The 22,937-nt window shown below is 60.3% G+C and carries 20 protein-coding genes and 1 tRNA gene; 9 read left to right on the top strand and 12 right to left on the bottom strand.

Annotated features, from left to right (window positions below):
- Position 1: 1 nt before the first annotated feature.
- The 3 genes from ACA067_RS18360 to ACA067_RS18350 all read left to right on the top strand — a co-directional run bounded on the left by ACA067_RS18360 (position 2) and on the right by ACA067_RS18350 (position 3,958).
- Positions 2-1,210 carry a helix-turn-helix transcriptional regulator gene (locus ACA067_RS18360; protein WP_497457875.1) on the top strand — a complete coding sequence of 403 codons (1,209 nt, stop codon included), beginning with the start codon at positions 2-4 and terminating at the stop codon, positions 1,208-1,210.
- Between the two features lie 112 nt (positions 1,211-1,322).
- Positions 1,323-2,735: a DUF1329 domain-containing protein gene (locus ACA067_RS18355; protein ID WP_497457874.1), complete on the top strand. Its 1,413-nt coding sequence runs from the start codon at positions 1,323-1,325 to the stop codon at positions 2,733-2,735.
- 182 nt (positions 2,736-2,917) lie between these two features.
- Positions 2,918-3,958 (top strand): 3-ketosteroid-9-alpha-monooxygenase, oxygenase component, encoded by a 1,041-nt coding sequence (locus tag ACA067_RS18350; protein WP_497457873.1) that lies wholly within the window; start codon positions 2,918-2,920, stop codon positions 3,956-3,958.
- Between the two features lie 346 nt (positions 3,959-4,304).
- Here ACA067_RS18350 and ACA067_RS18345 read toward each other — a convergent pair whose 3' ends face one another.
- The 7 genes from ACA067_RS18345 to cysD all read right to left on the bottom strand — a co-directional run bounded on the left by ACA067_RS18345 (position 4,305) and on the right by cysD (position 11,464).
- Positions 4,305-5,096 (bottom strand): SDR family oxidoreductase, encoded by a 792-nt coding sequence (locus tag ACA067_RS18345; protein WP_497457872.1) that lies wholly within the window; start codon positions 5,094-5,096, stop codon positions 4,305-4,307.
- A gap of 39 nt (positions 5,097-5,135) precedes the next feature.
- Entirely contained in the window at positions 5,136-5,603 is a 468-nt protein-coding gene (locus ACA067_RS18340; RefSeq protein ID WP_497457871.1) for an SRPBCC domain-containing protein, read from the bottom strand.
- 20 nt (positions 5,604-5,623) lie between these two features.
- Positions 5,624-6,079, bottom strand: coding sequence for a nuclear transport factor 2 family protein (locus ACA067_RS18335; protein ID WP_497457870.1), 456 nt, complete (start codon positions 6,077-6,079; stop codon positions 5,624-5,626).
- A 23-nt stretch (positions 6,080-6,102) separates the two neighbouring features.
- A complete protein-coding gene (locus tag ACA067_RS18330) occupies positions 6,103-7,290 on the bottom strand; it encodes a sulfotransferase family protein (RefSeq protein ID WP_497457869.1) in 1,188 nt (395 codons plus the stop codon).
- Positions 7,287-8,399 carry a DUF1214 domain-containing protein gene (locus ACA067_RS18325; protein WP_497457868.1) on the bottom strand — a complete coding sequence of 371 codons (1,113 nt, stop codon included), beginning with the start codon at positions 8,397-8,399 and terminating at the stop codon, positions 7,287-7,289. The genes ACA067_RS18330 and ACA067_RS18325 overlap by 4 nt, the downstream gene beginning before the upstream one ends.
- A 165-nt stretch (positions 8,400-8,564) precedes the next feature.
- Positions 8,565-10,478, bottom strand: a complete 1,914-nt coding sequence (cysN, locus tag ACA067_RS18320; RefSeq protein ID WP_497457867.1) for a sulfate adenylyltransferase subunit CysN — start codon at positions 10,476-10,478, stop codon at positions 8,565-8,567.
- On the bottom strand, positions 10,478-11,464 hold the full coding sequence (gene cysD, locus ACA067_RS18315; protein ID WP_497462803.1) for a sulfate adenylyltransferase subunit CysD: 987 nt from the start codon (positions 11,462-11,464) through the stop codon (positions 10,478-10,480). The genes cysN and cysD overlap by 1 nt, the downstream gene beginning before the upstream one ends.
- Positions 11,465-12,513: 1,049 nt before the next feature.
- Between cysD and cysQ the strand changes: the two genes are divergently transcribed.
- The gene (cysQ, locus tag ACA067_RS18310) at positions 12,514-13,281 is read left to right on the top strand and encodes a 3'(2'),5'-bisphosphate nucleotidase CysQ (RefSeq protein WP_497457866.1); all 768 of its coding nucleotides are present in this window, start codon (positions 12,514-12,516) and stop codon (positions 13,279-13,281) included.
- A 69-nt stretch (positions 13,282-13,350) separates the two neighbouring features.
- On the opposite strand, the gene ACA067_RS18305 is transcribed toward cysQ, so the two are convergent.
- Positions 13,351-13,794 carry a hypothetical protein gene (locus tag ACA067_RS18305; RefSeq protein WP_497457865.1) on the bottom strand — a complete coding sequence of 148 codons (444 nt, stop codon included), beginning with the start codon at positions 13,792-13,794 and terminating at the stop codon, positions 13,351-13,353.
- A gap of 418 nt (positions 13,795-14,212) precedes the next feature.
- Between ACA067_RS18305 and ACA067_RS18300 the strand changes: the two genes are divergently transcribed.
- Entirely contained in the window at positions 14,213-14,599 is a 387-nt protein-coding gene (locus tag ACA067_RS18300; protein ID WP_497457864.1) for a hypothetical protein, read from the top strand.
- 143 nt (positions 14,600-14,742) lie between these two features.
- Here the strand turns inward: ACA067_RS18300 and ACA067_RS18295 are convergent.
- Positions 14,743-14,830 (bottom strand) — tRNA-Ser (locus tag ACA067_RS18295).
- Between the two features lie 123 nt (positions 14,831-14,953).
- Between ACA067_RS18295 and ACA067_RS18290 the strand changes: the two genes are divergently transcribed.
- Entirely contained in the window at positions 14,954-15,625 is a 672-nt protein-coding gene (locus tag ACA067_RS18290) for a Bax inhibitor-1/YccA family protein (RefSeq protein WP_497457863.1), read from the top strand.
- A gap of 661 nt (positions 15,626-16,286) precedes the next feature.
- Here ACA067_RS18290 and ACA067_RS18285 read toward each other — a convergent pair.
- Positions 16,287-16,724 (bottom strand): Lrp/AsnC family transcriptional regulator, encoded by a 438-nt coding sequence (locus ACA067_RS18285; RefSeq protein WP_150785673.1) that lies wholly within the window; start codon positions 16,722-16,724, stop codon positions 16,287-16,289.
- Positions 16,725-16,859: 135 nt separating this feature from the next.
- Here ACA067_RS18285 and ACA067_RS18280 point away from each other — a divergent pair, with 135 nt between their 5' ends.
- Complete coding sequence (locus ACA067_RS18280) at positions 16,860-17,753, top strand: DMT family transporter (RefSeq protein WP_497457862.1); 894 nt, start codon at positions 16,860-16,862, stop codon at positions 17,751-17,753.
- A gap of 7 nt (positions 17,754-17,760) precedes the next feature.
- On the opposite strand, the gene ACA067_RS18275 is transcribed toward ACA067_RS18280, so the two are convergent.
- Both ACA067_RS18275 and ACA067_RS18270 read right to left on the bottom strand, forming a co-directional pair.
- Positions 17,761-18,792, bottom strand: coding sequence for an FUSC family protein (locus ACA067_RS18275; protein ID WP_497457861.1), 1,032 nt, complete (start codon positions 18,790-18,792; stop codon positions 17,761-17,763).
- Between the two features lie 57 nt (positions 18,793-18,849).
- Positions 18,850-20,475: an NADP-dependent glyceraldehyde-3-phosphate dehydrogenase gene (locus tag ACA067_RS18270; protein WP_497457860.1), complete on the bottom strand. Its 1,626-nt coding sequence runs from the start codon at positions 20,473-20,475 to the stop codon at positions 18,850-18,852.
- 341 nt (positions 20,476-20,816) lie between these two features.
- On the opposite strand from ACA067_RS18270, the gene ACA067_RS18265 reads away from it, so the two are divergent.
- Entirely contained in the window at positions 20,817-21,704 is an 888-nt protein-coding gene (locus ACA067_RS18265) for a Dyp-type peroxidase (RefSeq protein WP_497457859.1), read from the top strand.
- A 173-nt stretch (positions 21,705-21,877) separates the two neighbouring features.
- Positions 21,878-22,846 carry a Gfo/Idh/MocA family protein gene (locus tag ACA067_RS18260; protein WP_497462802.1) on the top strand — a complete coding sequence of 323 codons (969 nt, stop codon included), beginning with the start codon at positions 21,878-21,880 and terminating at the stop codon, positions 22,844-22,846.
- Positions 22,847-22,937: the final 91 nt, after the last annotated feature.

Below are 22,937 nucleotides of genomic sequence, written 5' to 3'. Positions count from 1 at the left end.
TATGCAAAGTCGCGTGCCGAATGCGCAGGTCCTCGCGCACATGGGGCTGGAGTTGGCCGAGTACGAAGGCCTCATCGGCAACATGTACGACTCGGCCATGGATATTCGCTGCATGGGTGATTCGTTGCGCCAGCTCCGGAAGCTGTTCAAGGCCAATTTCGTGACCTTGATTCTGCGTGTGCAGGATGAGCCGCTGCTGTCGCCGATGATGGTCGCCGGGGACATCGAACTGGGGGAGGGCGGCATCAACCATTACGCCTACTACGCCAAGTCCACGCTGTTCGACGGTCTGCCCACCGACACGGTGTTCACCATCGATGAGTTGATGACTGATGATGAATGGGTCAGTTCTTCTTTTTACCTGTTGTTTTGCCAGCCCCATGACTGCTACCAGATGCTCGGCGCCGACATCCGCATGCCGGACGGCAGCACGGTGCGCTTGCGGATCAACCGGCCACGGGGCCAGGCCCGTTTTTCCCAGGTCGAGCGGGCCATGTGCGCCATGCTCTTGCCGCATTTGCGCCGCGCCCTGCACATGCATTCGCTACTGGATCGCAGTGAGTCGTTGGGCAGTTTGTACTCGCAAACGATCAGCCGTATGGCGGTGGCGACTATCGTGCTCGATGAAAACGGCACTGTGGTGCAACTGAACCCGGTGGCCCGGGAGATTCTCGCCAGTCAGGACGGCCTTAAAGTCGTCGGCGGGCGGTTGGAGGCGACTTACCCGAGTGACAATCGTGAACTGTCGCGGCTGGTGCGCAACGCCTTTCAACGGGTGAAGCAGGGCCGCGTCGGATTACAGATAGCCGAGGCCACGTCGATTTCCCGCCCTTCCGGAAAAGTCAGCCTGGGGGTGGTGGTGGAGTTGATTCCGACGCAGGAGCTGGTCGAGGGCAAGGGAAAACCGACCGTGGTGGTCTATGTCCGCGACGCTGTCAGCAAGTCGCTGGTGAGCAATGTGGTGACGTCGCAGCTGTACAACCTGACACCCGCGGAAACCTTGCTGGCGCTGGAACTGGCTAACGGCCTGTCGCTGGAGGAGGCGTCGGAGGCGCTGAACATCCGCCGTAATACCGCCCGTGCGCACCTGCGTTCGATCTTTTCCAAGACGGGTGTGCGGCGCCAGACCGAGCTTGTGCGGATCATGCTCAACAGTGTCGTGGCATTGGCCGGGCCGCAGCTGTCAGGATCAGCGAAGGATGCGCTTTAGTCTGTCGTTCACAGGCGCCGTGGCAAAACGCGTTAGTCCGTGCGGACGATGCTGCCGGTTCCTTGGGCTGCCGATACTGGGTGACCGCTATCGGTAACCAAGGAGAATAAAAATGACCGGCAGTAACCTGGCCTCCAATTGTCTTGTCTCGCGGGCTGCCAACGCCACTCCCACCTGGGTGCTGGGGTTGTTATTGGGATGCAATGCAATCGGTACGGCGAACGCCGCACCGGAAGATGTGGAGCGCCTGGGCAAGGATTTGACTTGCATCGGTGCCGACAAGAGCGCCAATGCCGATGGCAGCATCCCGGCGTTCAGCGGCAAGTGGCTGGGCGTGCCACCGCACGTGGATTTCAAAGGGACTGGCAACCATCCGGTTGATCCTTACCCGCAAGAAAAACCGCTGTTCGTGATTACCGCGACCAACCTGGCGCAATACAGTGACTACCTGTCCGACGGGCAGAAAGCCTTGTTCAAGCTGTACCCGGCTACGTACAAGATGCCGATCTACCCCTCGCACCGGGATTTCCGTTTCGACGACGCGGTTTGCCAGGCCACCCGCGAGAACGCCAGCACCGCGCGACTGGTGGATGACGGTGAAGGGGTGGTGGGCAAAACCGGCGGCACAGCCTTTCCGGTACCACGTAGCGGTCTGGAACTGTTGAAGAACGCCTCTTCCTTTACCTTGCGCGCCTGGACCGAGGAATACACCTCTGACAACGCCTACGTGCTCAAGGACGGCAACATCAACTGGGGCCGCGTGCATTCGCGCAACCTGGCGCCGTCGCTGGAGCCGGGCAAGAAAGGCGAGACCGTTGGTAACTCGGCCTTCTACCTCAACGAAACCCTGCTGCCACAACGGGACAAGGGCGAGATCAATACCGGCACCGAGTTCTGGAACGACAAGACCGAGCCTCGCCAGGCCTGGCGTTACGATCCGGGCACTCGCCGTGTGCGGCAATCGCCGGGTTATGGCTTCGACATGTCGTTCCCCGGCAGCGGCGGTTCGATCACCGTGGACGAGGTGCGTCTGTTCAACGGCTCGGGCCAGCGCTATGACTGGAAGATTGTCGGCAAGCGCGAGATGTTCATTCCCTACAACACCTATCGCCTGCATGCGGCCAACCTCAAGTACGCCAACCTGCTGACCCCTGGCCATATCAACCCGGATGCCATGCGCTACGAGCGCCATCGGGTCTGGGAACTGGAAGGCACCCTCAAACCGGGTTACCGCCACCTGTACGGCAAACGCAAGTTGTACATCGACGAAGACACCTGGTTCCCGATGCTCGCCGATAACTACGACAACCGTGGCGAGCTGTGGCGGACCTCGATGCTGAACTTTTTCTACGCCTATGAAAGCCAGCGGCCACAAGCGGGCGTGGGGCTGTACTACGACCTCAATGCCGGCAGTTACCTGGCGTTCAACCTGATCAACGAACAGCGCGACGGCTACCAGTTGAACAAGCCGGGCTTCAGCCCGCGGGATTTCGGTCCGGAAGCTGCCCGTCGGTTTGGCCAATAGCCAACGCAGATTCGCGATGGCAGAGGCTGACAGGTGAACCCTTTGAGAGCGGATCTCGTTTGATCTAGTCCAAGTGAGGGATGAATCCCTTGCCGGGACGCTCAATGATATCCGCTATGGGTTCAACCCTGTTTTTTTTGGGGGTATTGCTCCCCAAAGTTTCCAATCGAGGAACAATAACAATGACGAAACTCGCTGAAATCAGCATCGAAAACGCCCAGCGTACTCACCGTTACGCCCGTGGCTGGCACTGTCTGGGCGTGGCGGAGGATTACCGCGATGGCCAGTTGCACACATTGAATATCTTTGGCACGCGCCTGGTGGCGTTTGCCGACAGCAAGGGTGCTATCAGCATCCTCGATGCCCATTGCCCGCACATGGGGGCCGACCTGTCCAAGGGCACCATCGAAAACGACACGGTGGTATGCCCGTTCCACCACTGGAAATATGATACCAGCGGTAAATGCGTCGAGATTCCCTACTGCAAGCGCATTCCACCGAAGGCCAAGACCCGCAGCTGGTTGACCTGTGTGGAAAACAACCTGCTGTTCGTCTGGAACAACCCTGAAGGCCGTCCGCCGAAAGAGGGCGTGATCATCCCGCACCTGGCCGAGATGGACGACGCGGACTGGATTCACGACTGGAACATCGACACCATGCTGATCGAAACCAACCCACGGGAGTTGGTCGATAACCTGGTGGACGCCATGCATTTCGGCCCCGTGCACGGCACGCCGACCAAGTACTTCGCCAATGTCTTCGAAGGGCACATCGGCCACCAGATCTTCCACGGTGATTCCGAGCGCCTGGGTGGCGATCTGATCGCACCGTCGGCCTACTACGGCCCGGCGACCCACTTCACTCACATCAGCTCGATGTTCGGCGATGTGCGGATACATGCCATTTTGCTCAACAGCCATGTGCCTGTGACGGCCAACAGCTTCGACCTGCGTTTCGGCTGCATGGTCAAGCGTGTGCCCGGCTGGAGCGAAGAGCAGAACATTGAAGTGGCCAAAGCGTACATCATGGGTAATCGCACCTCGTTCTATCAGGACGTGGATATCTGGAAGCATAAAATCCGTATCGACAACCCGGTGCTGGCGGAAAACGACGGCCCGGTCTACCAGCTGCGCGAGTGGTACCAACAGTTCTTTACCGATGAAGACAAAGTGCCCGCGAGCATGGCTGAACGCCGTGAATTCATCACGGTCGACGAGCGTTGAACGGTAACGCCCCCTGAGTTATTGCAATGACATAGGTCCGACTTAACGGTCACGAGAGCACTGACAATGAAAACAAAAAGTCTTCTTGCCTATCACGTTTGCTTGTTGCTCCTGTTCCTCCTGGGGGGGACCGTGCTGGTCTCCCCGCCAGCGCAATCGCCCAGTTTTAAAGCCTGCAAGCAATACGCAGGCTGTGTCGCCATCAGCCAGAGCGTTCCGAACTGGCTGAATTTCCGCTAGGGGCGGCGCGTGCCGGGCACGTCACCCGCCCAGGCTGAAGAGCTGGCTGGGTGACGTTCAATCAACACCCACAAAAAAAGGCGACATCCCTGTCGCCTTGAAGTGTTTAACAGGGCAGAAAGTGGCCGCCGTTGACATCCAGTTGCGCGCCGGTAATGACCTTGGCGTAATCGCTGGCCAGGTACAGGGCGGCCATGGCGCAGTCGTTGTCTTCGGGGATTTTGCGCAACGCAATCTGCTGGGCGACCTGGTCGACCAGCGACTCCATCGGGACGCCCAGGCGCTTGGCTTCGCTCTCGAAGTAGCCGATCACCGGTGCGCCCCACATCCAGCCCATGAAGGCGGAGTTGACGCGGATGCCGAACGGGCCGAGATCCTGGGCCAGGTACTGCACGGCGGTTTTCAATGCGCCCTTGGAGACGGCATAGCCGGATTCCAGTTGGTTGGGGGTGCGGGTGGCCATGGTGTTGATCATGACGATGCTGCCCGACTTCTGTTTCTTCATCCGCGGCAGCACAGCCTGGGTCATGTGCATGGTGCCAAACAGGTTGACGTCCATCGCCTTGCGCCAGTCGTCCATTGACGACTCGGAGGAACTGCCCCAGGCGCCATGGGCGTAGGCAGAGTTGATCAATACGTCGATCTGGCCGAAGTGCTCGATCGTCAGGTCGGCGAGCGTCTGGCACTGTTCGGCATGGGCGATGTCGGTGGGGACTTTCAGGACCTGTGTGCTGTAGCCGGCGTCGCGGATGGCCTTTTCAGCCTGGTCCAGTTTGGCGGGGGTGCGGGTGGCCAACACCACTGCCTTCGCCTGATACTCCGCGGCTCGCACGGCCAGCTTGATGCCCAGGCCAGGGCCGATACCGGAAATGATGACGACTTTATCTTTCAGCAACATGGCAATTACCTTCTTATTGTTTTGGTCGGGAATGGGGCTTCAGGTGCGGTTGGCGTGCAGTTCTTCGGCACGTCGTTTCAGATCCAGGGCCATCTGGTCGAAACCGATTTTTACCCAGGAACCGTGTTCACGCATGATCGTGTCCTGGTTCAGGCCCAGGAAAATATCAGTGGTGAAATAGCTGCAGCGGTTGGCATCGATGGCCTTGATGTATTGATCGCGGCGGGCGGCGTCCATGTTTTCCGGGACGGGGCGCTGCTCCCAGGACAACAGCTGCTCCGGGTCGCAGGCCACGAGGTATTCGAAGACCGGAACGGTTTCGCCGGTATCGGGGGCAAGTACCTGCATATGCACCTCGTCGCCGATCTGCAGGCCGCACTGAATGCTCGGACAGAAGCTGTTCCACTGGTGGTAATTGTCCAGATCAATGAGCACTTCCCAGACCACCCGCGCGGGGGCGTTAATTTCCACCGTGTGGGAGGTCACTATGTTTTCGGCTCTGGCCATGACTGTCTCCTGTTGTGCATTCAGTTGATGGGTCTGGAGGTGATCTGCAGCTGTTCGCTCAAGGGTTGGATAGTCTCGAGCAAGGTTTCGTAGCCCGTCTCGGCGATCATCCAGCGCTCGCCGCGCTTGATGTAGCGATCCTGGTAGATCGCGCTGCCGTGCATGTGGGTGTTGTCCTCGAGGTTGATGAACACGTAGCTCAGGTACCAGAGGGCCGAAGCCTTGTCGCCATCGACTTCGATTTCCGGGGTGTGACCGTTGTGGGTGGCCAGGCGGGTCTTGGTGAACGAGGTGCGGTAGAAGTCCAGCGCATCGCCCAGGCCGTTGACGTGGAACTCGTAGGCAGGGCTCTTGAACGACAGGGCGACGTCTTCGGTGAGCATGCCCTGCAGCATCTCGATGTTGCAGGTGTCGATGGCGCGGAAATAGCGCGCCTTGAGCTGTTTGATCAGCTCGATTGCTTCTAGATCCAACATATGAAGTTTCCTCCAGCCTGGGTTTAGTGGTTGACGCTCAAATGACGGGCGCGATATTCCTTGTAGTCCTCAGTCATCTGCGCCTCGTTCAAACCGAAGCGCTCCAGGCTGTAGTCGTGGCTGGCACGTTTTTCCCGGCTGTTTTGCGACAGCCATCCCTGCGCGTCGGCGCGGGCATTTTCGGTGAACGGCAGATTGGCAAAGGCGTAGACCCTTTCCAGCACGTCCATCGGCTGGGTCACGGTGTCGGCGAAGTGGATGTCGAGAAAGCGCTCGGCAGCGTGCTGGTCGCGGACCTGCATGGTGTGACGGATGCCACGCGCCATGCGGTGGTTCCACTGTTCGCCGGCGGCTTTCGGATCAGGGTTGTCGCTGTACATCTGCCACAGGGTGTGGGCCATGCTCGCCATTGACGGGATGGTCTGGGCCGGTTCGCGGTGGGTCAAAATCACCTGCGCCTTCGGGAAAACATCCAGCAGTAGATGCAGGGTGTGCAGGTGTTGGGGGGCTTTGAGCAGCCAGCGTTGGCCTGCGGGTTCACCCCGTTGGCCTTTCTGCCATTGCAGGAACTGCAGCATTTTTTTCAGCTGGGTGTAGACCGGCCGCTGATCTTGCTGATCCAGCCAGCGGGTATAGCTGGGCACGTTGACGTAGGCGTCCATGGCGCACATGAACGAGTGTTCCATGAGCATGAACTCTTCGTCGCAGAGCATGGCATCGAGCGGGTGGATGGCGAGGATCTGCGGGATGACCTGGGCCATCAGCTCGACCTCGGCCTTGGCCTGGGCGATGCGTTTGGCCGGCACGGCCAGGGTTTCGTCTGCCAGCGGTGCCGGGAAGCGGGTCTCCCACCAGGCCGCCGAGTGGAAGCGCGGGTCAACCGCCAGCGTGCGTTGCAGCATGGTGGTGCCGGTGCGTGGCAGGCCGACGATGACCAGCGGATCGTCGATCTGTATCTGGGTGATTTGCGGATAGCGGACAAGGTAGTCCTCGATCACCAGGCGATTGACCAGTTGGCCCACCAGCCTTTCCTGCAGCAAGTACTGGCCGGTCTGCGACAACCCGGCCTCGGCGGCCAGGGCAACCAGCAGTGCCTCCAGAGACTCGCGATAGTTGTCATCGCCAAAATTGCTCAGGCCGTCGGTGCGCGCGATGGCGCTGGCCAACAGGCTGTCGACGGTCAACTCTTCAATCAGGGTATGCGCGTTCATAGGGCCTCCGCGATGGCAGACATTTTTACGACTTGGGTGGTGGGGTGGCATTGCTCCTGGGCACCGACCCAGCGCAGGCACATCGTGCCTTGGCGTACGCCGGCGGTTTGCAGCCAGTTACTCAGCCCGGGATCCCGCTCGCTGAGGACCAGGGTCACGCCGCCGTTGTCGTCGTATTGGGCCTGGTGTTTGTTGAAGCAGATCTGGTGGTAGCGGTAGTCCAGCGACTCCATCCAGTAGTTGTTGATCTGCAAGTTCCAGAAGTCGCACGCCGGCACTTTGTCGATGTGGATGACCAAGGCTTCGTCTTCAGCCAGCGCCCAGTGCGAGTGGTAGTAGAAAATGTTCGGGTCGCCGCCCACTGACTGGCACAGGGCCTGGTTGGCCGGTGGCAGTTGATTGCTGTGAGGCAGGTAGCTTTGGCTCCAGTCGGCGAACAGCCTGGCGGTGTTCTCCACGAAACTGGAGACCCGCGCCAGGCCTTGCTGGAAGGTTGCCGGATCAAGGGCCTGTGGCTTGGAATCGGAACCAATGCGCTCAATGCTCAGTTTGGCCGGCACTTCAATCCGACGGTCGAGAAACGTCTGGCGCACGATCAGGGCGTTGGTGGCATCTTCCATTTTCAACCAGTTGCCCGGTTTCGGCTCGCGGCTGAGGATGATTTCGAAGTTGCCCTGGGCATCGACTTCTAACTGGCTGGCATCGATGAAGCCGGTCTGGATCAGCGTACCGTCGGTTTCATAACCGCCTTTCTGGGTGCCGAAACTCAGGTAGGCGACGCTGCCGCGCTGACCCTTGATGCGATATTCCAGCGTGCCGTCCAGGCGCGAGTACTCGTAGAGGTTGTCCGGGTTGTCGGCACCGATCTTCGCGGTCTCGTGGGAGGTTTTGAAGAAGCTGGGAAAGGCCGGATCGGCAAACTCGATGTGCATTTCCAGGCCAATGCGCAGCAGGCGCGTGAGGTAGCGGAAACCTTCGGCGCGGGTGGCCGCATCGGCCGGTGCTTCGGGGCGCAGAATCTGCTCGCCGCAGCGCTTGAGGTGATCGCAAAACGTGGCCCAGGTCTGGCCACTTAATAGCTGTTGTTCGTCAATCGAGCTGATTGTCATTGTTAGACTCTCTTGATTAGTCGAACCCGGATCGTGAACGTCTGCGCAGAGGCGCCCGAACCGGATTCATCGGCCCACAACAGGGCCACTGTTTTATTCGCCTCGTGTCGTCCTTTCGCACTACTCGAGGCGATCGTTAAACGCCCGGCGAACCGGGCGATGGGGCTAGAACTCTTTACCGATGATGCCGCGCTCGGTCAGCACCGCGATGATGCGATCCACTGCGCCCTCCGGTGTCAGCTTGCTGGTCTCGATATGGATATCCGGCTTGGTCGGCACCTCGTAAGGCGAGTCGATGCCTGTGAAGTTCTTCAACTCGCCGCGGCGAACTTTCTTGTACAGGCCCTTCGGATCGCGCTCTTCAGCGACGGCCAGCGACGTGTCGACGAATATCTCGATGAACTCGCCTTCTTGCAGCAGCTCGCGCGCCATCTCACGCTCGGAACGGAACGGCGAGATGAAGGCCGTCAACACAATCATCCCGGCATCCACGAACAACTTGGACACCTCGGCCACCCGGCGGATGTTTTCCACCCGGTCGGCATCGGTGAAGCCCAGGTCGCGGTTCAGGCCGTGGCGCACGTTGTCGCCGTCGAGCAAGTAGGTGTGCCGGCCGCGGGCGTACAGCCGGGTTTCCAGCAGGTTGGCGATGGCCGACTTGCCGGCGCCCGACAAACCGGTGAACCACAGCAGCACGGGCTGCTGGCCCATTTGTTCGGCGCGCGCTTTTTTGTTCACATCCACGTGCTGCATATGAATGTTCTGCGAACGGCGCAGGGAAAACTCGACCAGGCCCGCGCCAACGGTGGCGTTCGTCAGACGGTCGATGAGGATGAAGCTGCCGGTTTCACGGTTGTCCTTGTAGGCATCGAAGGCGATCGGCTGACTGGTAAAGAGGTTGCACACGCCGATCTCGTTCAGCGCCAGCTCTTTGGCCGCCAAGTGCTCCATGGTGTTGACGTTGACCTTGTACTTGGGCACCGACAAGGTCACCGGCAGGGTTTTGCCGCCGATTTTCATCAGGTAGGGGCGACCGGCGAGCATGGCCTGCTCGTGCATCCAGATCAGGCTGACCTGGAACTGGTCGGCCACGCTGGTCGGGTCTTCTGCGGTGGACAGCACATCGCCGCGACTGCAATCGACTTCTTCGGTCAGGGTCAGGGTGATGGACTGTCCGGCCACGGCTTGTTGCAAGTCACCGTCGAGGGTGACGATGCGCGAGATACGGCTCTCTTGTCCGCCCGGCAACACGCGAACACGGTCACCGGGACGAATCACGCCGCTGGCGATGGTGCCGGTGAAGCCACGGAAATCCAGGTTAGGGCGGTTGACCCACTGCACCGGCATCCGGAACGACAGTTTCTGCTGGTGCGCCTCGTCGATCTCGACGGTTTCCAGGTAACCCATCAGCGTGGTACCGCGGTACCAAGGCATGTGTTCGCTTTGCTCGGTGATGTTCTCACCCCGTAGCGCGGACATCGGGATGGCGGTGAAATCCTGTAGACCGATCTGCTTGGCGAAGGCGCGGTAGTCATCGACGATGGCGTTATACACTTTCTCCGAATAGTCCATCAGGTCCATCTTGTTGACCGCCAATACCACCTTGCGAATGCCGAGCAGCGAGGCCAGATAGCTGTGACGCCTGGATTGAGTCAGGACGCCGCGTCGTGCATCGATCATCACCACGGCCACGTCGGCCGTGGAGGCACCGGTCACCATGTTGCGGGTGTACTGCTCATGCCCTGGGGTGTCGGCAACGATGAACTTGCGCCGGTCAGTGGAGAAAAAACGGTAGGCCACGTCGATGGTGATGCCTTGTTCGCGCTCGGCGGCCAGGCCATCCACCAACAGGGCGAAGTCCAGTTCGCCACCCTGGGTGCCGTCTTTTTTCGAGTCGGCCTCCAGCGCTTCCATCTGGTCTTCGAAGAGCATTTTCGAATCGTAGAGCAGGCGCCCGATCAGGGTGCTCTTGCCATCGTCCACACTGCCGCAGGTCAGGAAGCGCAGCAGGCTTTTGTGCTCGTGGGCCTTGAGGTATTGCTCGATATCCTCGGCAATCAGGTCAGATACGTGTGCCATTAGAAATACCCCTCTTGTTTTTTCTTCTCCATCGATGCGGCCGAGTCGTGGTCGATCATTCGTCCCTGGCGCTCGGATGTGCGGGTCAGCAGCATTTCCTGAATGATCTTGGGCAGGGTGTCGGCTTCGGACTCGACGGCACCGGTGAGCGGGTAGCAACCGAGGGTGCGAAAGCGCACGTTGCGAACCATCGGCACTTCACCCGGGTTGAGTGGCATGCGCTCGTCATCGACCATGATCAGCATCCCGTCGCGCTCGACAACCGGGCGCGGCGCGGCGAAGTACAGCGGTACGATCGGGATGTTTTCCAGGTGGATGTACTGCCAGATGTCCAGCTCGGTCCAGTTGGACAGGGGGAACACGCGGATCGACTCACCCTTGTGTTTACGGGTGTTGTACAGGTGCCAGAGCTCCGGCCGCTGGTTCTTCGGGTCCCAGCGATGCTGGTCGGAGCGGAAGGAAAAAATCCGTTCCTTGGCCCGCGATTTTTCCTCGTCGCGGCGTGCGCCGCCGAAAGCCGCGTCGAAGCCGTAGTGATCCAGCGCCTGCTTCAGACCTTCGGTCTTCATGATGTCGGTGTGGATTTGCGATCCGTGCTTGAACGGGCTGATCCCCATTTCAATGCCTTCGGGGTTGGTGTGGGTCAACAGCTCCACGTTCAGTTTGGCCACCATCTGATCGCGGAAGCGATACATCTCCTGGAACTTCCAGGTGGTGTCGACATGCAGCAAAGGGAAGGGCGGCTTGGCCGGGTAGAAGGCCTTCATGGCCAGGTGCAGCATGACCGCGCTGTCCTTGCCGATGGAGTAGAGCATGACCGGGTTGTCGGATTCGGCGACAACCTCGCGCATGGCCTGGATGCTTTCGGCTTCCAGTCGTTGCAGGTGGGTAAGCGTCATAGATTTTCCTTTCGCTTTTTGTTGTTGTCGCTTATCAACGTACAACTGCCGCGGTTCGGACTTATGCGCGACTTGATGTTTTAACATCAGGCGCAACATCTGCAGCATGGGGTTGTGGGGCAGGGTGGACGCGACGCCTGTCACGTTGTCGAGCGCATCGTCATGGCTGATGCGCGCAGCCTGGCCGATGTGGGTCGCCAGCTCGCGGGCACCGCTGAGCATTTCGCTGGCTTGCGGCAGGTGAAACAGAAGCAGCCGGTCGGCGCGCTCGCCGGCCCAGGTGATGAAGGCGGCCGCGCGTTGCCAGTGCATGCCCGAGAGCAGGGCGAACACCTTGCGTTCGGCGGAGCGATGCAGGCGGTCGAAGAATTCGACCAGATGGGGCGCGCGCAGCCCGTCTTCGTAAGGCAGCCAGAGGACCTTGCCGCGATTGCTGACAGCGCGCAGTACGCCATAACTGAGTTTGCCCTGGTCGTTGGGTGCACCGTAGTCGTCGATCCAGAGGATCTCGCCGTTCTGCGCGCGAGCCTGGTCAAGGATGTGTCCGTAGGTGCTGCGGTACCAGCGCTGCACGGCCAGCGAAGCCTTGGCGATATGTTTGGCCGGGCGCTCGGCATTGAGCTGCCAGCGTTGCAAATAATGGGCGGCGGTGCGTTCTGGCAAGTCGATACCATGCAGGCGCTTGACCAGTGCCTGCATGGCCTCCAGCTGCCAGAGCAGGAACGGTAACTGGTGCCGTTCCGGCAGTGTGCTGACCAGCAGTTGGTAGATGTTCTGTTCCTGCTGAACAGAGAGGCTGCGGCCTTCGCCTTGCTTGCGCCCGCGCTCGCGCACGGGCACGGCAATCCAGCCGCCGACTTGCCAGGCCTTGTAGGCGGCGATGATGGTCGGCGAAGAGAGCCCTGTGTCCTGGCTGATGGCTTTGAGCGTGCTTCCGGCGATGCGCAACTGCACGGCGCGCAGGCGGAGCCTGTTGATCTGAGGAACGGATAACTGATTGCCGTGGGGCACAGGAACTCCTGTTAAACATCCATTTGCTGATTGGCGGTGTTGCGGATGTCTGTACTGTTCCCCGATCCGGAAAACGGCGCATAGGCCGTATGGACCATACGAAGAACAAAAACAGGAGAAACCCCATGAACGAGTCAATGGCTGTTCTGCTCGAAGACGTCATCGGTATTGCCCGCGCAGCGGGCGAATTGGTATTGGAGGTGTACCGCTCGGATTTCGAGGTGCGCGGGAAAGTCGATACCTCCCCGGTGACCGAAGCTGACGAGCGCGCCGAGACCCTGATTCTGCCGGCCCTGGCGGCGCGCACACCGCAGATTCCGGTGATTTCCGAAGAGGCTGCCGCCGCTGGCCAGGTGCCCGAGGTGGGCCAGCGTTTCTGGCTGGTGGACCCGCTGGATGGCACCAAGGAGTTCATCAATCGCAACGGCGAGTTCACCGTCAATATCGCCCTGATCGATAACGGCGAACCGGTGCTGGGGGTGGTTCTGGCGCCCGCGCTGGAGCGTCTGTTCGCCGGTGCCCGTGATTGCGGAGCCTTTATCGAACAGGCCGGACAGCGCCAGCCCATCCATTGTCGGGCGGTGACGGAGGAGGGAATGGACGTGGTTGCCAGCCGCTCCCACGGCGATGCCGAGGCGCTGGATAAATTTCTCGACGGACGCAAGGTGCGCTCACTGAAAAGTGCCGGATCATCGCTGAAGATTTGCCTGGTGGCTGCCGGCGAGGCGGACCTATATCCGCGCCTGGGGCGCACCATGGAGTGGGATATCGCCGCGGGGCATGCAGTGCTGGTCGCCGCCGGCGGACAGGTCTGCACCCTGGCCGGCGATGCGTTGCGTTATGGCAAGCCCGGCCTGGACAACCCGCATTTCTACGCTCGTGGACTGCAGTGATTGAGGCGTCACCGTGCCCTGGCTGAAGTTGCGCAGGCCACGGTACCGAACAGCTTGCTCGATTCGCCCCTAGCCAGCGCTGATGTTGCCGCAGAAAAGAGGGCGGCTGCCGTCTGCCGGGCTGGTGCGAACGAGCAAGGCATAGTCACCCTGGGTCAGTTCGCTCAGCGCCACCGGTGCCTGAGCCCAATGCCGGGTTCGCGGGGCGAGCGATGGATAGTCGACGCCGTTGGCCTGATGGGTCCTGTACGCAGGCTGTGCGCTCAGCTGCTGGCAGGAGCCTGCGTAGATAGCGGTGTCGAGGCGGCTGGATACGGCCATGTCGTGGGTGACACCACCGACGGTGAGCCAGATGCTGGTTTGGTTGCCCACCAGGCTGAGGGTGGCTCGAGCGATATGCTCTGCGTTTTGCGGGGTCGCATCAAGGGGGACATCGACAATCTCGGTTCTGCTCGCGCAACTTGAAATTGCCCCTGCTGCCACTACCAACGCCAGCCAAGATGTTCTGTTCATCACAGATCTCCTGATTTGAGGTACGTTGATTTCATCCCCCGTGTGAAGTCTAGTTGCCTGCCGCGGGCGCGGGATCGAGCTGATGGGTGGTTGCACCCGGTCATTTCAAATCATCCTTTCAAATCCGGGTCGCCCCCAGTCATTCGGACAGCATGGTCATGTACCGTTGGGTCACCCATCACCGTCGAGGCGAGTGGTAGGGTCTGTACAGAAAGTAGAGGGGGAGAAACAAAAAGCCCGGCTCATTGGCCGGGCTCTCTGTACACGTGGCCAAATCCCTTTGGCTGATCACATTGTGCTTGGCAGGTGTGACGATGGCGTGACAGGTTGCCGAAAGTCGTGATGCAGGTTCCTGGTGATGTTCAGTCAATATGCCTAGGCTCAAATATCCCACAGTAACCATAAGAAGAGGCGTCGCATGAACTTGAAGACGTTGAGCCACACGCTGATAGTGCTCGCGCTGGCGGGCTGCGCTTCTTCGGGTGGCACACCCGTGAAGCCGGTCCCGCCTTCAGCCGCTTCCCTGGATGACGCTCAGATAAGAAGCACTTTGGTTGGCAACAAACTGACCAACATAAAAAAACCAGCCTCAATGAGCTTCAACGAGGACGGAACAGAGTTCTTCAGTGGCGCTGATGCGTACTCTGCGACAGAACACTGGACAGTCAAGAACGGCGTTCTTTGCATCGCTGCAAAAGGCTACCCTACCGAGTGTCAGCGGGTGAAAGCTGACAACAAGGACGTCTGGTTCATCGATCCTGGCAGTGGAGAGGTGAAGTCCCAGTACATCCTGACTCCCCAGTGATGCCGGAGTTACGGTTAGCTGGAGATGGGAAGCCCGGTGCTGAGCCAGGGTGGGTGTCATCAGTGAGCTGGCCAGTAATCGCCAGTTCGACCAAACCCAGAAACGACAAAGCCCCGAATAATCAGGGCTTTGTCGTATAAAGATGGCGGAGGCGATGGGATTCGAACTCATGGACCTGTTACAGTCGACGGTTTTCAAGACCGTTGCCTTAAACCACTCGGCCACACCTCCGTTTGCGTTGCGGGCGCCATAATACCTGAATGAAACACACTGTCAAACTCTCTTCGTAGCTTGTTACAGAGCGTCTGTTATGATCTTTGCGACTGAACGTTTCAAACCAACAGGAGTGTCGCCATGCGCGAACAGGATTACGCAGTTAATACCAGCGTGCAGGCTGAGCAGCTAGAGGTTAGCCGCGTCCTGCGCAACACTTACGGCCTACTCGCTCTCACCCTCGCATTCAGCGGCGTGATGGCGTATGTCGCCCAGCAGATGCGTGTCGGCTACCCGAACATTTTCGTGGTGCTGATCGGTTTCTACGGCCTTTTCTTCCTGACCAACAAACTCCGTGATTCGGCGTGGGGCCTGGTGTCGGCGTTTGCCCTGACCGGTTTCATGGGGTTCCTGCTCGGCCCGATCCTCAACCGTTATCTGGGCATGCAGGGCGGGGCTGAAGTCGTCAGCTCGGCTTTCGCGATGACTGCGCTGGTGTTCGGCGGCCTGTCGGCCTATGTGCTGATCTCCCGCAAGGACATGAGTTTCCTCAGTGGCTTCATCACGGCGGGTTTCTTCGTGTTGCTGGGTGCGGTGGTTGCCAGCTTCTTCTTCCAGATCAGCGGCCTGCAACTGGCGATCAGCGCAGGTTTTGTGCTGTTCTCCTCGGTCTGCATTCTGTTCCAGACCAGCGCCATCATCCACGGCGGCGAGCGTAACTACATCATGGCGACCATCAGCCTGTATGTATCGATCTACAACCTGTTCATCAGCTTGTTGCAGATCTTCGGCATCATGAGCCGCGATGATTGATCGCTGGCGTTGAGTAAAAAACCCGCTTCGGCGGGTTTTTTATTGGCTTTTTATAGAGTGACGTGGGGGGGCAGGGGGCAGGGCTTGCAGCGTTATCGTCGATTTGTCGTTTTTTGGTGTTCATGAACAAAGCGTCCGGATAGCTCGTTACTGAGGAACGGCAACGGCAACGGCAAGATCAAAAGATCGCAGCCTGCGGCAGCTCCTACAGGGGGAATTGAGTACGGTCGGAGTGGATGGGGCGGCTGTCAGGGCGCCTTCGCTGGCAAGCCAGCTCCTACAGTTGGATTGCGTGCGGATCGGAGAGCCAGGTCGGCCGGTAGGCCGCCTCGGTTTGGCTCTTGATTTTGCTGTTGCGGTGTACGCCCCCTCGTGAGGCCGAGTGGAGGTTCTGCGCAGTGGGCAACCCGGCATGGATGCCGGGTTAGCCGCGCACGGCCATGGATGGCCGATCGCGGCGGGCCCACGGAGCAGGACCGGAGCGAGGGCATGCCGAGCCTAGGCGAGGCACCGAACGACAGGGGCAAGAGCCCTTGGTTACTTGGGGCTTTTCCAAGTGACTCGCCGTAAGGGCGAAACCATTAGCCGCCGTTACCGCAGCAACGGATATGTACACGATCAAAAAAGCCGGGACAGCAGCCCCGGCTATTTGGCTGCGCACTCATGCCATCGGCGGCAACCGCCGCTTGACCGGCGTCTTCTTGACGATCGCAGTGTTGGTTTCAGCATGGGTATTAAGCCGGTCAAGCAAGGTGTCCAACTGCTCCATCGAACGCACATGCAGACGGGCAATGAAGCAATCGTCCCCAGTGACTTTGTCGCACTCGGTGAACTCGGGGATCGCCTGGATCTGCCGCTCCACCTCCTGCAACTGCCCCGGCAGCGGGCGGATGCGGACGATGGCCTGCAGCTGGTAACCGAAGCATCGGGGATCGATCTCGACGGTATAGCCCTTGAGAACACCCCGTTCCTCTAGGCGGCGCAGACGTTCGGCAACGCTGGGCGAGGACAGCCCGCTGATATTAGCCAAAGCCTTGAGCGAGCGCCGCGAGTCCTCCATCAAGGCCGTGATCAGCACTTGGTCGATGTCGTCGGTCATGGCGCAACCTCGATTAGGCAATTAATCGGAACCGCCTTCGTAATAAAGGCAGAAACCGAGTTTAGCCTGATTTTTGCGCTGGAGAAGACCCCAGGCGGATTGGCATACTTTGGGCTCACACACAGGAGTCTGATGATGGACAAGACTATACGTCGCGGCTCATTCGAAATGACCGCCGCCATGCTGATTTCCGGGACCATCGGCTGGTTCGTGCTGGTGTCCGGGCAACCGGTGCTGGACGTGGTGTTCTGGCGCTGCGTATTCGGCGCCGGCACCTTGTTGCTGATTTGCGCGGCATTCGGCTTCCTGCGCCCCGGCATCCTGACCCGCACCACCTTCTTGCTGGCCGTGCTCAGCGGCGTGGCGATTGTCGGCAACTGGGTGTTGCTGTTCGCATCTTATTCTCGCGCCTCGATTGCCATCGGTACCGCGGTGTACAACGTTCAGCCGTTCATGCTGGTGGGGTTGGCGGCGTTATTCCTCAACGAAAAAATCACCCTGCAGAAACTGTTCTGGCTGGGCATCTCGTTTTTGGGGATGCTGGCGATTGTCAGCGCCCATGGCGAACAGGGCGCAAGCGGCAACGATTACCTGATGGGCATCGCCCTGGCGCTGGGCGCTGCGTTCCTTTACGCGATTGCGGCGCTGATCATCAAGCGCCTGACCGGTACGCCGCCGCACCTGATCGCGCTGGTCCAGGTCAGCACCGGCGTGCTGCTGCTCGCGCCGTTCGCGCACTTCTCGGCGCTGCCGCAAGCACCGAGCGGCTGGGCCAGCCTGGTGACCCTGGGCATCGTCCACACCGGCGTGATGTATGTGCTGCTGTACGGCGCCATTCAAAAGCTGCCGACGGCATTGACCGGTGCGTTGTCGTTCATCTACCCGATTGCGGCGATCTTCGTCGACTGGTTTGCCTTCGGCCACCGCCTGGAGCCCCTGCAATGGCTGGGTGTCGCCGCGATTCTGCTGGCGGCTGCCGGCATGCAGCAGGGCTGGACCCTGAAATTTCGGCGCACGGTCACGCCCTGAACCGGCGTCAGATGTTCCAGCGCGGCGCGGTCTTGGCCAGGCGCTGGCGCATCTGGCCGATGTTGGCGGCCAGCTGGCGATTCAGCAACCGGTAGCCATCCAGGGCGTTATAGACCGGGGCATCCAGGCTGGCATCAGTCGGCAGTTCGGCGGGCCGACTGAGGCGCTGGGTGGCACCGGATTTCAACGCCCGGGCCATGCCGATCAACTGCACTCGAATCAACCGATGCTCGGCTTTCAGCGTCGATTGCAGATTGGCCATGGCAACGGGGTCGTTGGCATCCGGCCGGGTGTTGCCGAGGATTTCCAGGGTGCTGATACACAGGCGCAGATGGCGCTGGATGGCATCGAGTTCGGTCATGGAAATCTTCACTTCCTTGGACACCGATGGCATCAGCGAGCGCAGTTGCAGCATCACCGTGTTCAGGCGGCCCATGATTGTGTGGTATTCGTCATCGCTGACCGACTGGCCATTGATGATGCGGCCGTGGATCGCCGCGCAGTCGCGCAGGGCATCGGCCAGGTTGTAGCGCCAGGAGTAAACCGCGTACAGCGGCAGGGCGAAGGAAAACGCCAGGGCCAGGGCAATGCCGATCAGGATGTCGACCCCGCGCCACAACCCGTCGGTGACCGGATTGTCGCCATGCCCGGCGACGATGAATACGGTGATCGCCGACAGCAGCGCGGTGTAACCGCCCTTGCCGATGGCGTGGTACGAGAAGAAGCCACACACCACGGCCATCGCGAAATAGGTCAGCCATGGCATTCCCAGCCATGCTTCTTGCGCCACCAGCGCCAGACCGACACCGGCCCCGATCAAGGTGCCGATGGCGCGTTCGGCGGCTTTTTTGCCGATATTGCCGTGATGCTGCAAGCCGCCGATCACCACCAGCATCGTCACCGACGCCCACTCACCGTGGGGCAGGTTGATGCCGGTGGTGAGCAGGATCGTGGCCAGCAACCCAAGCGACACGCGCACCGCGTGGATCAGTCTGGCGTGGCGATAGCGCCGATAGGGGTCCAGCAATGGACGCAGCATTCGGCGCAGCAGCGGTGGCAGTCGGTGGGCTCTGAATGTGCTCAGGCTTGGATCTCCTCAGAAGATGTAATCGGTGGTCAGGAAACTCGAACTGCGTCCGCTGATGATTTCGCTGATGAGTTCCTTGTTGGTTTCCTGGAATTTGGTCGCCACCAGGGTCCGAATCGAAAACACCCGCAGCGCATCATGTACCGACAGCGTACCTTCGGCGGAGTTCTTGCGGCCGTTGAACGGGTAGGTGTCCGGACCGCGTTGGCACTGGGCATTGAGGTTGATCCGCCCGACCTGGTTGGCGAAGGTGTCCACCAGCCGACCGACTGCTACCGGGTTGGTGCCGAAGATACTCAGCTGCTGGCCGAAGTCCGATTCCAGGACGTAGTCGATCACCGTGTCCAGATGCCGGTAAGGCACGATCGGCACCACCGGGCCGAACTGTTCTTCCTGGTAGACGCGCATCTGCGGCGTCACCGGGTACAACACGGCAGGGTAGAAGAACGAAGCGCGGGCTTCACCGCCGTTGGGGTTGACCATAGCAGCGCCTTTGCTGACTGCATCCGCGACCAGTGAGTGCAGGTAATCGACCTTGCTCGCCTCCGGCAACGGCGTCAGCGCCACACCGCTGTCCCACGGCATGCCGGGTTTGAGCGTGGCGAGTTTGGCGTTGAATTTTTCGATGAAGGCGTCGACCACATCTTCGTGGACGAAGAGAATTTTCAGCGCGGTGCAGCGCTGGCCGTTGAAGGACAGGGAACCGGTCAGCGCTTCACTGACCGCGTTGTCCAGATCCACTTCAGGCAGGACGATGCCGGGGTTCTTTGCATCCAGACCCAGCGCCGCGCGCAGACGGTGCGGTCTTGGGTGCAGTTTTTTCAGGTCACTGGCAGCCTTGTTGGTGCCGATAAACGCAAAGATGTCGATCTTGCCGCTGGCCATCAGCGCGCTGACGGTCTCGCGGCCGCTGCCGTAGATCACGTTGATCACTCCGGCTGGGAAGCTGTCGCGGAAGGCTTCCAGCAATGGACGGATCAGCAGCACGCCGAGTTTGGCCGGTTTGAACACCACGGTGTTGCCCATGATCAGCGCCGGAATCAGCGTGGTGAAGGTCTCGTTCAACGGGTAGTTGTAAGGCCCCATGCACAACGCCACACCCATGGGCACGCGGCGGATCTGGCCGAGGGTGTCCTGTTCCAGCTCGAAGCGGCTGGAGCGGCGGTCGAGTTCCTTCAGGGCATTGATGGTGTCGACGATGTAGTCGCAGGTGCGGTCGAACTCTTTTTCCGAGTCCTTGAGGTTCTTGCCGATCTCCCACATCAACAACTTGACCACCGCTTCACGCTGTTCGCGCATGCGGCCGAGGAAGGTTTCGACGTGCTGGATGCGCTCGGCCACGCGCATGGTCGGCCATAACCCCTGACCCCGGTCATAGGCGCGGACGGCGGCGTCGAGGGCCGTCAATGCGGTGTCCGCATCGAGCAATGGCGTGCTGCCGAGGATGACTTGTTCGTCGCCGTTCGCACCGGCCAGGTACACCGGGCTGCGAACCTGGGCGAGAGGGCCTGGCCAAGTTTTCAGCTCACCGTCGACCAGGTATTCACGCTGCTCGATCTGGCCGTCGAGGCGGTATTTTTCCGGGATGTCGCCGGCAGAGGGAAACAGGTTGCCAAGGATCTGTGCTGTGGTCATGTCGCTACCCCGTCTGGATTTGGGTGATGCGGATAAGGTCTGTTATCGCTATGCACCGGGATCAGGTCAAGGCTTGATCACGATGCGGTTGTCGAAAAGTGGTGGTTAGGCCATAAACTCAGTCGCGCAGTGGTTTGATCCCTTTGCAGGCTGCGCGCTTGATCGGTATGGCTGAATCGTTTTAGCAGATCGCTGCATGGATTGTCATGTCCCACAGCATGCTAGCTGTCTTGATTGTTTAAAGTTCCTGCCCGGCGCATCGAGTCTGTGATCTTTTGCCCCGAGAACACACAACGGCCAACGCTGCGGGTAAACTTCGCGCTCTTTCCAAAGGAGTTCATATGAGTCACTACCAGCCGGGCATTCTCGCCACCCCAGTCCCACCTCAAGCCCGTCATATGTTCTTCGCGCTGGAATCCGCCGCTGCACTCCCAGCCGCGCTCGACAACTTGATGCAGCTGGTGGACGGTAAGTCGGCAGTGGTCGGTTTCGGCGAGTCCCTGGTCAAGGCGCTTCATGGCCAAATCGAGGGCCTGCGTCCCTTTCCGGCGCTGACCGGGGTCGGCGTCGACAACCCGTCGACCCAACACGCGCTGTGGTGCTGGTTACACGGAGTCGACCGTGGCGAATTGCTCAATCGCAGCAGCGCCATCGAATCGGCCGTGGCACCGGCCTTGCGCCTGGTGCAGATGAACGAAACCTTCCGCCACCTCACCGGGCATGACCTGACCGGTTACGAAGACGGCACTGAAAACCCTCACGACGAAGCCGCCGTGGCCGCCGCGCTGGTGGGTGAGGGCACTGAAGGCCAGGTGGGTGGCAGCTTCGCCGCGATCCAGCAGTGGCAGCACGACCTGAAAGGCTTCAACGCGCTGCCGTCCCATGAAAAGGACAACATCATGGGCCGGCGCCTGAGCGACAACGAAGAGCTCGACGACGCGCCGATCTCCGCCCACGTCAAACGCACCGCCCAGGAAAGCTTCGCCCCCGAGGCGTTCGTGGTGCGCCGTTCGATGCCGTGGATCGAAGGTGACCGCGCCGGCCTGATGTTCCTCGCCTTCGGTTTCTCCCTCGATGCGTTCGAAGCACAGCTGCGGCGCATGAGCGGTCTGGAAGACGGCATCACCGATGGTCTCTACCGCATGAGTCGGCCGATCACTGGCGGCTACTACTGGTGCCCGCCGCTCAGGGACGGTCATCTGGACCTGCGTGCGTTGCGCGTCGGCTGAACGGTAGGAGCCGGCTTGCTGGCGAAGGCGTTTTCATTGGCGGCGCAAGGCTTGAGGCCGTCTTCGCTGCGGTGCGGCGATCCGACAAGCCAGCTCCTACAGGTGCCCGCCGCTCAAGGACGGTCATCTGGACCTGCGCGCATTGCGCATCGACTAAGGATCAAGGCATGACGATGAAGGTGGTGCGCTGGGGCATGATCGGGTGTGGCAGCGTCGCTGAGCGCAAGAGCGGACCGGCTTTCTACAAGGCTCCCGGCTCGGCGCTGGTGGCGGTGATGGGGCGACGGCTGGAGGCGGTTGCCGATTATGCCGCACGCCACGGCATCGCCAGGACCTGCACCGACGTTGAAGCGTTGATCAATGATCCCGAAGTGGACGCGGTGTACATCGCCACGCCGCCCGACAGTCATCACGCTTACGCCTTGAGGGTGGCCGCCGCCGGTAAACATTGCTGTGTCGAAAAACCGATGTCGCTGAATGCCGGGCAAAGCCGGGAGATGCAACAGGTCTTTGCCGATGCCGGGCTGCACCTGTTCGTGTCCTATTATCGACGTTCGTTGCCGCGCTTCCAGCAAGTGCGGCAATGGCTGGACACGGGGCGGATCGGCGAGGTCCGGCACCTGACCTGGACCCTGACCAAGGCGCCGTCGGCAGAGGATCGCAGCGGTGCCGGCAACTGGCGTACCGATCCGGCGATTGCCGGCGGCGGCTATTTCGCAGACCTGGCCAGTCATGGCTTGGACCTGTTTCAGTACCTGCTCGGCGACATCGTCGACGTTGCCGGTTTCACCGGGCGACAGGCCGGGTTGTATGCCGCCGAAGATGCGGTCAGTGCCAGTTGGCGCTTTGCCAGCGGGGCGATGGGCATGGGCTGCTGGAACTTTGTCGCGGATCGACGCGAGGATCGGGTCGAGGTGATCGGCAGCAAAGGGCGGATCAGCTTTTCCGTGTTCGATGAACATCCGGTTCAGCTTGAAGCGGATGAAAACCTTAGCCTGCACATCGACCATCACGAGCACATCCAGTGGCATCACGTATTGGGCATGAACGCGCACATTCGTGGTGAGGCGCAGCATCCGGCGGTGGCCGAGCAAGCGTTGAAAACCGATTGGATCATGGATCAAATCCTCAAACGCACTTGAACCTGTGGGGGTTAGCGCTGCGCATCTAACCTTATTCCCAAACAGTATTTCTCAAGCCCGCTATTAGAACTTTAAGATCACGTCATAACTC

Source organism: Pseudomonas sp. LBUM1674 (genome assembly GCF_059695635.1).
Note: the sequence above shows the minus strand (reverse complement) of the source record. Positions and strands in the feature narration are given on the sequence as shown.

Excerpts from the sequence above, each read along its gene's own strand:
- ACA067_RS18360 (WP_497457875.1), top strand. The coding sequence starts at position 2 with ATGCAAAGTCGCGTGCCGAATGCGCAGGTCCTCGCGCACATGGGGCTG.
- ACA067_RS18355 (WP_497457874.1), top strand. The coding sequence starts at position 1,323 with ATGACCGGCAGTAACCTGGCCTCCAATTGTCTTGTCTCGCGGGCTGCC.
- ACA067_RS18350 (WP_497457873.1), top strand. The coding sequence starts at position 2,918 with ATGACGAAACTCGCTGAAATCAGCATCGAAAACGCCCAGCGTACTCAC.
- ACA067_RS18345 (WP_497457872.1), bottom strand. The coding sequence starts at position 5,096 with ATGTTGCTGAAAGATAAAGTCGTCATCATTTCCGGTATCGGCCCTGGC.
- ACA067_RS18340 (WP_497457871.1), bottom strand. The coding sequence starts at position 5,603 with ATGGCCAGAGCCGAAAACATAGTGACCTCCCACACGGTGGAAATTAAC.
- ACA067_RS18335 (WP_497457870.1), bottom strand. The coding sequence starts at position 6,079 with ATGTTGGATCTAGAAGCAATCGAGCTGATCAAACAGCTCAAGGCGCGC.
- ACA067_RS18330 (WP_497457869.1), bottom strand. The coding sequence starts at position 7,290 with ATGAACGCGCATACCCTGATTGAAGAGTTGACCGTCGACAGCCTGTTG.
- ACA067_RS18325 (WP_497457868.1), bottom strand. The coding sequence starts at position 8,399 with ATGACAATCAGCTCGATTGACGAACAACAGCTATTAAGTGGCCAGACC.
- cysN (WP_497457867.1), bottom strand. The coding sequence starts at position 10,478 with ATGGCACACGTATCTGACCTGATTGCCGAGGATATCGAGCAATACCTC.
- cysD (WP_497462803.1), bottom strand. The coding sequence starts at position 11,464 with ATGTTAAAACATCAAGTCGCGCATAAGTCCGAACCGCGGCAGTTGTAC.
- cysQ (WP_497457866.1), top strand. The coding sequence starts at position 12,514 with ATGAACGAGTCAATGGCTGTTCTGCTCGAAGACGTCATCGGTATTGCC.
- ACA067_RS18305 (WP_497457865.1), bottom strand. The coding sequence starts at position 13,794 with ATGAACAGAACATCTTGGCTGGCGTTGGTAGTGGCAGCAGGGGCAATT.
- ACA067_RS18300 (WP_497457864.1), top strand. The coding sequence starts at position 14,213 with ATGAACTTGAAGACGTTGAGCCACACGCTGATAGTGCTCGCGCTGGCG.
- ACA067_RS18290 (WP_497457863.1), top strand. The coding sequence starts at position 14,954 with ATGCGCGAACAGGATTACGCAGTTAATACCAGCGTGCAGGCTGAGCAG.
- ACA067_RS18285 (WP_150785673.1), bottom strand. The coding sequence starts at position 16,724 with ATGACCGACGACATCGACCAAGTGCTGATCACGGCCTTGATGGAGGAC.
- ACA067_RS18280 (WP_497457862.1), top strand. The coding sequence starts at position 16,860 with ATGGACAAGACTATACGTCGCGGCTCATTCGAAATGACCGCCGCCATG.
- ACA067_RS18275 (WP_497457861.1), bottom strand. The coding sequence starts at position 18,792 with ATGCTGCGTCCATTGCTGGACCCCTATCGGCGCTATCGCCACGCCAGA.
- ACA067_RS18270 (WP_497457860.1), bottom strand. The coding sequence starts at position 20,475 with ATGACCACAGCACAGATCCTTGGCAACCTGTTTCCCTCTGCCGGCGAC.
- ACA067_RS18265 (WP_497457859.1), top strand. The coding sequence starts at position 20,817 with ATGAGTCACTACCAGCCGGGCATTCTCGCCACCCCAGTCCCACCTCAA.
- ACA067_RS18260 (WP_497462802.1), top strand. The coding sequence starts at position 21,878 with ATGAAGGTGGTGCGCTGGGGCATGATCGGGTGTGGCAGCGTCGCTGAG.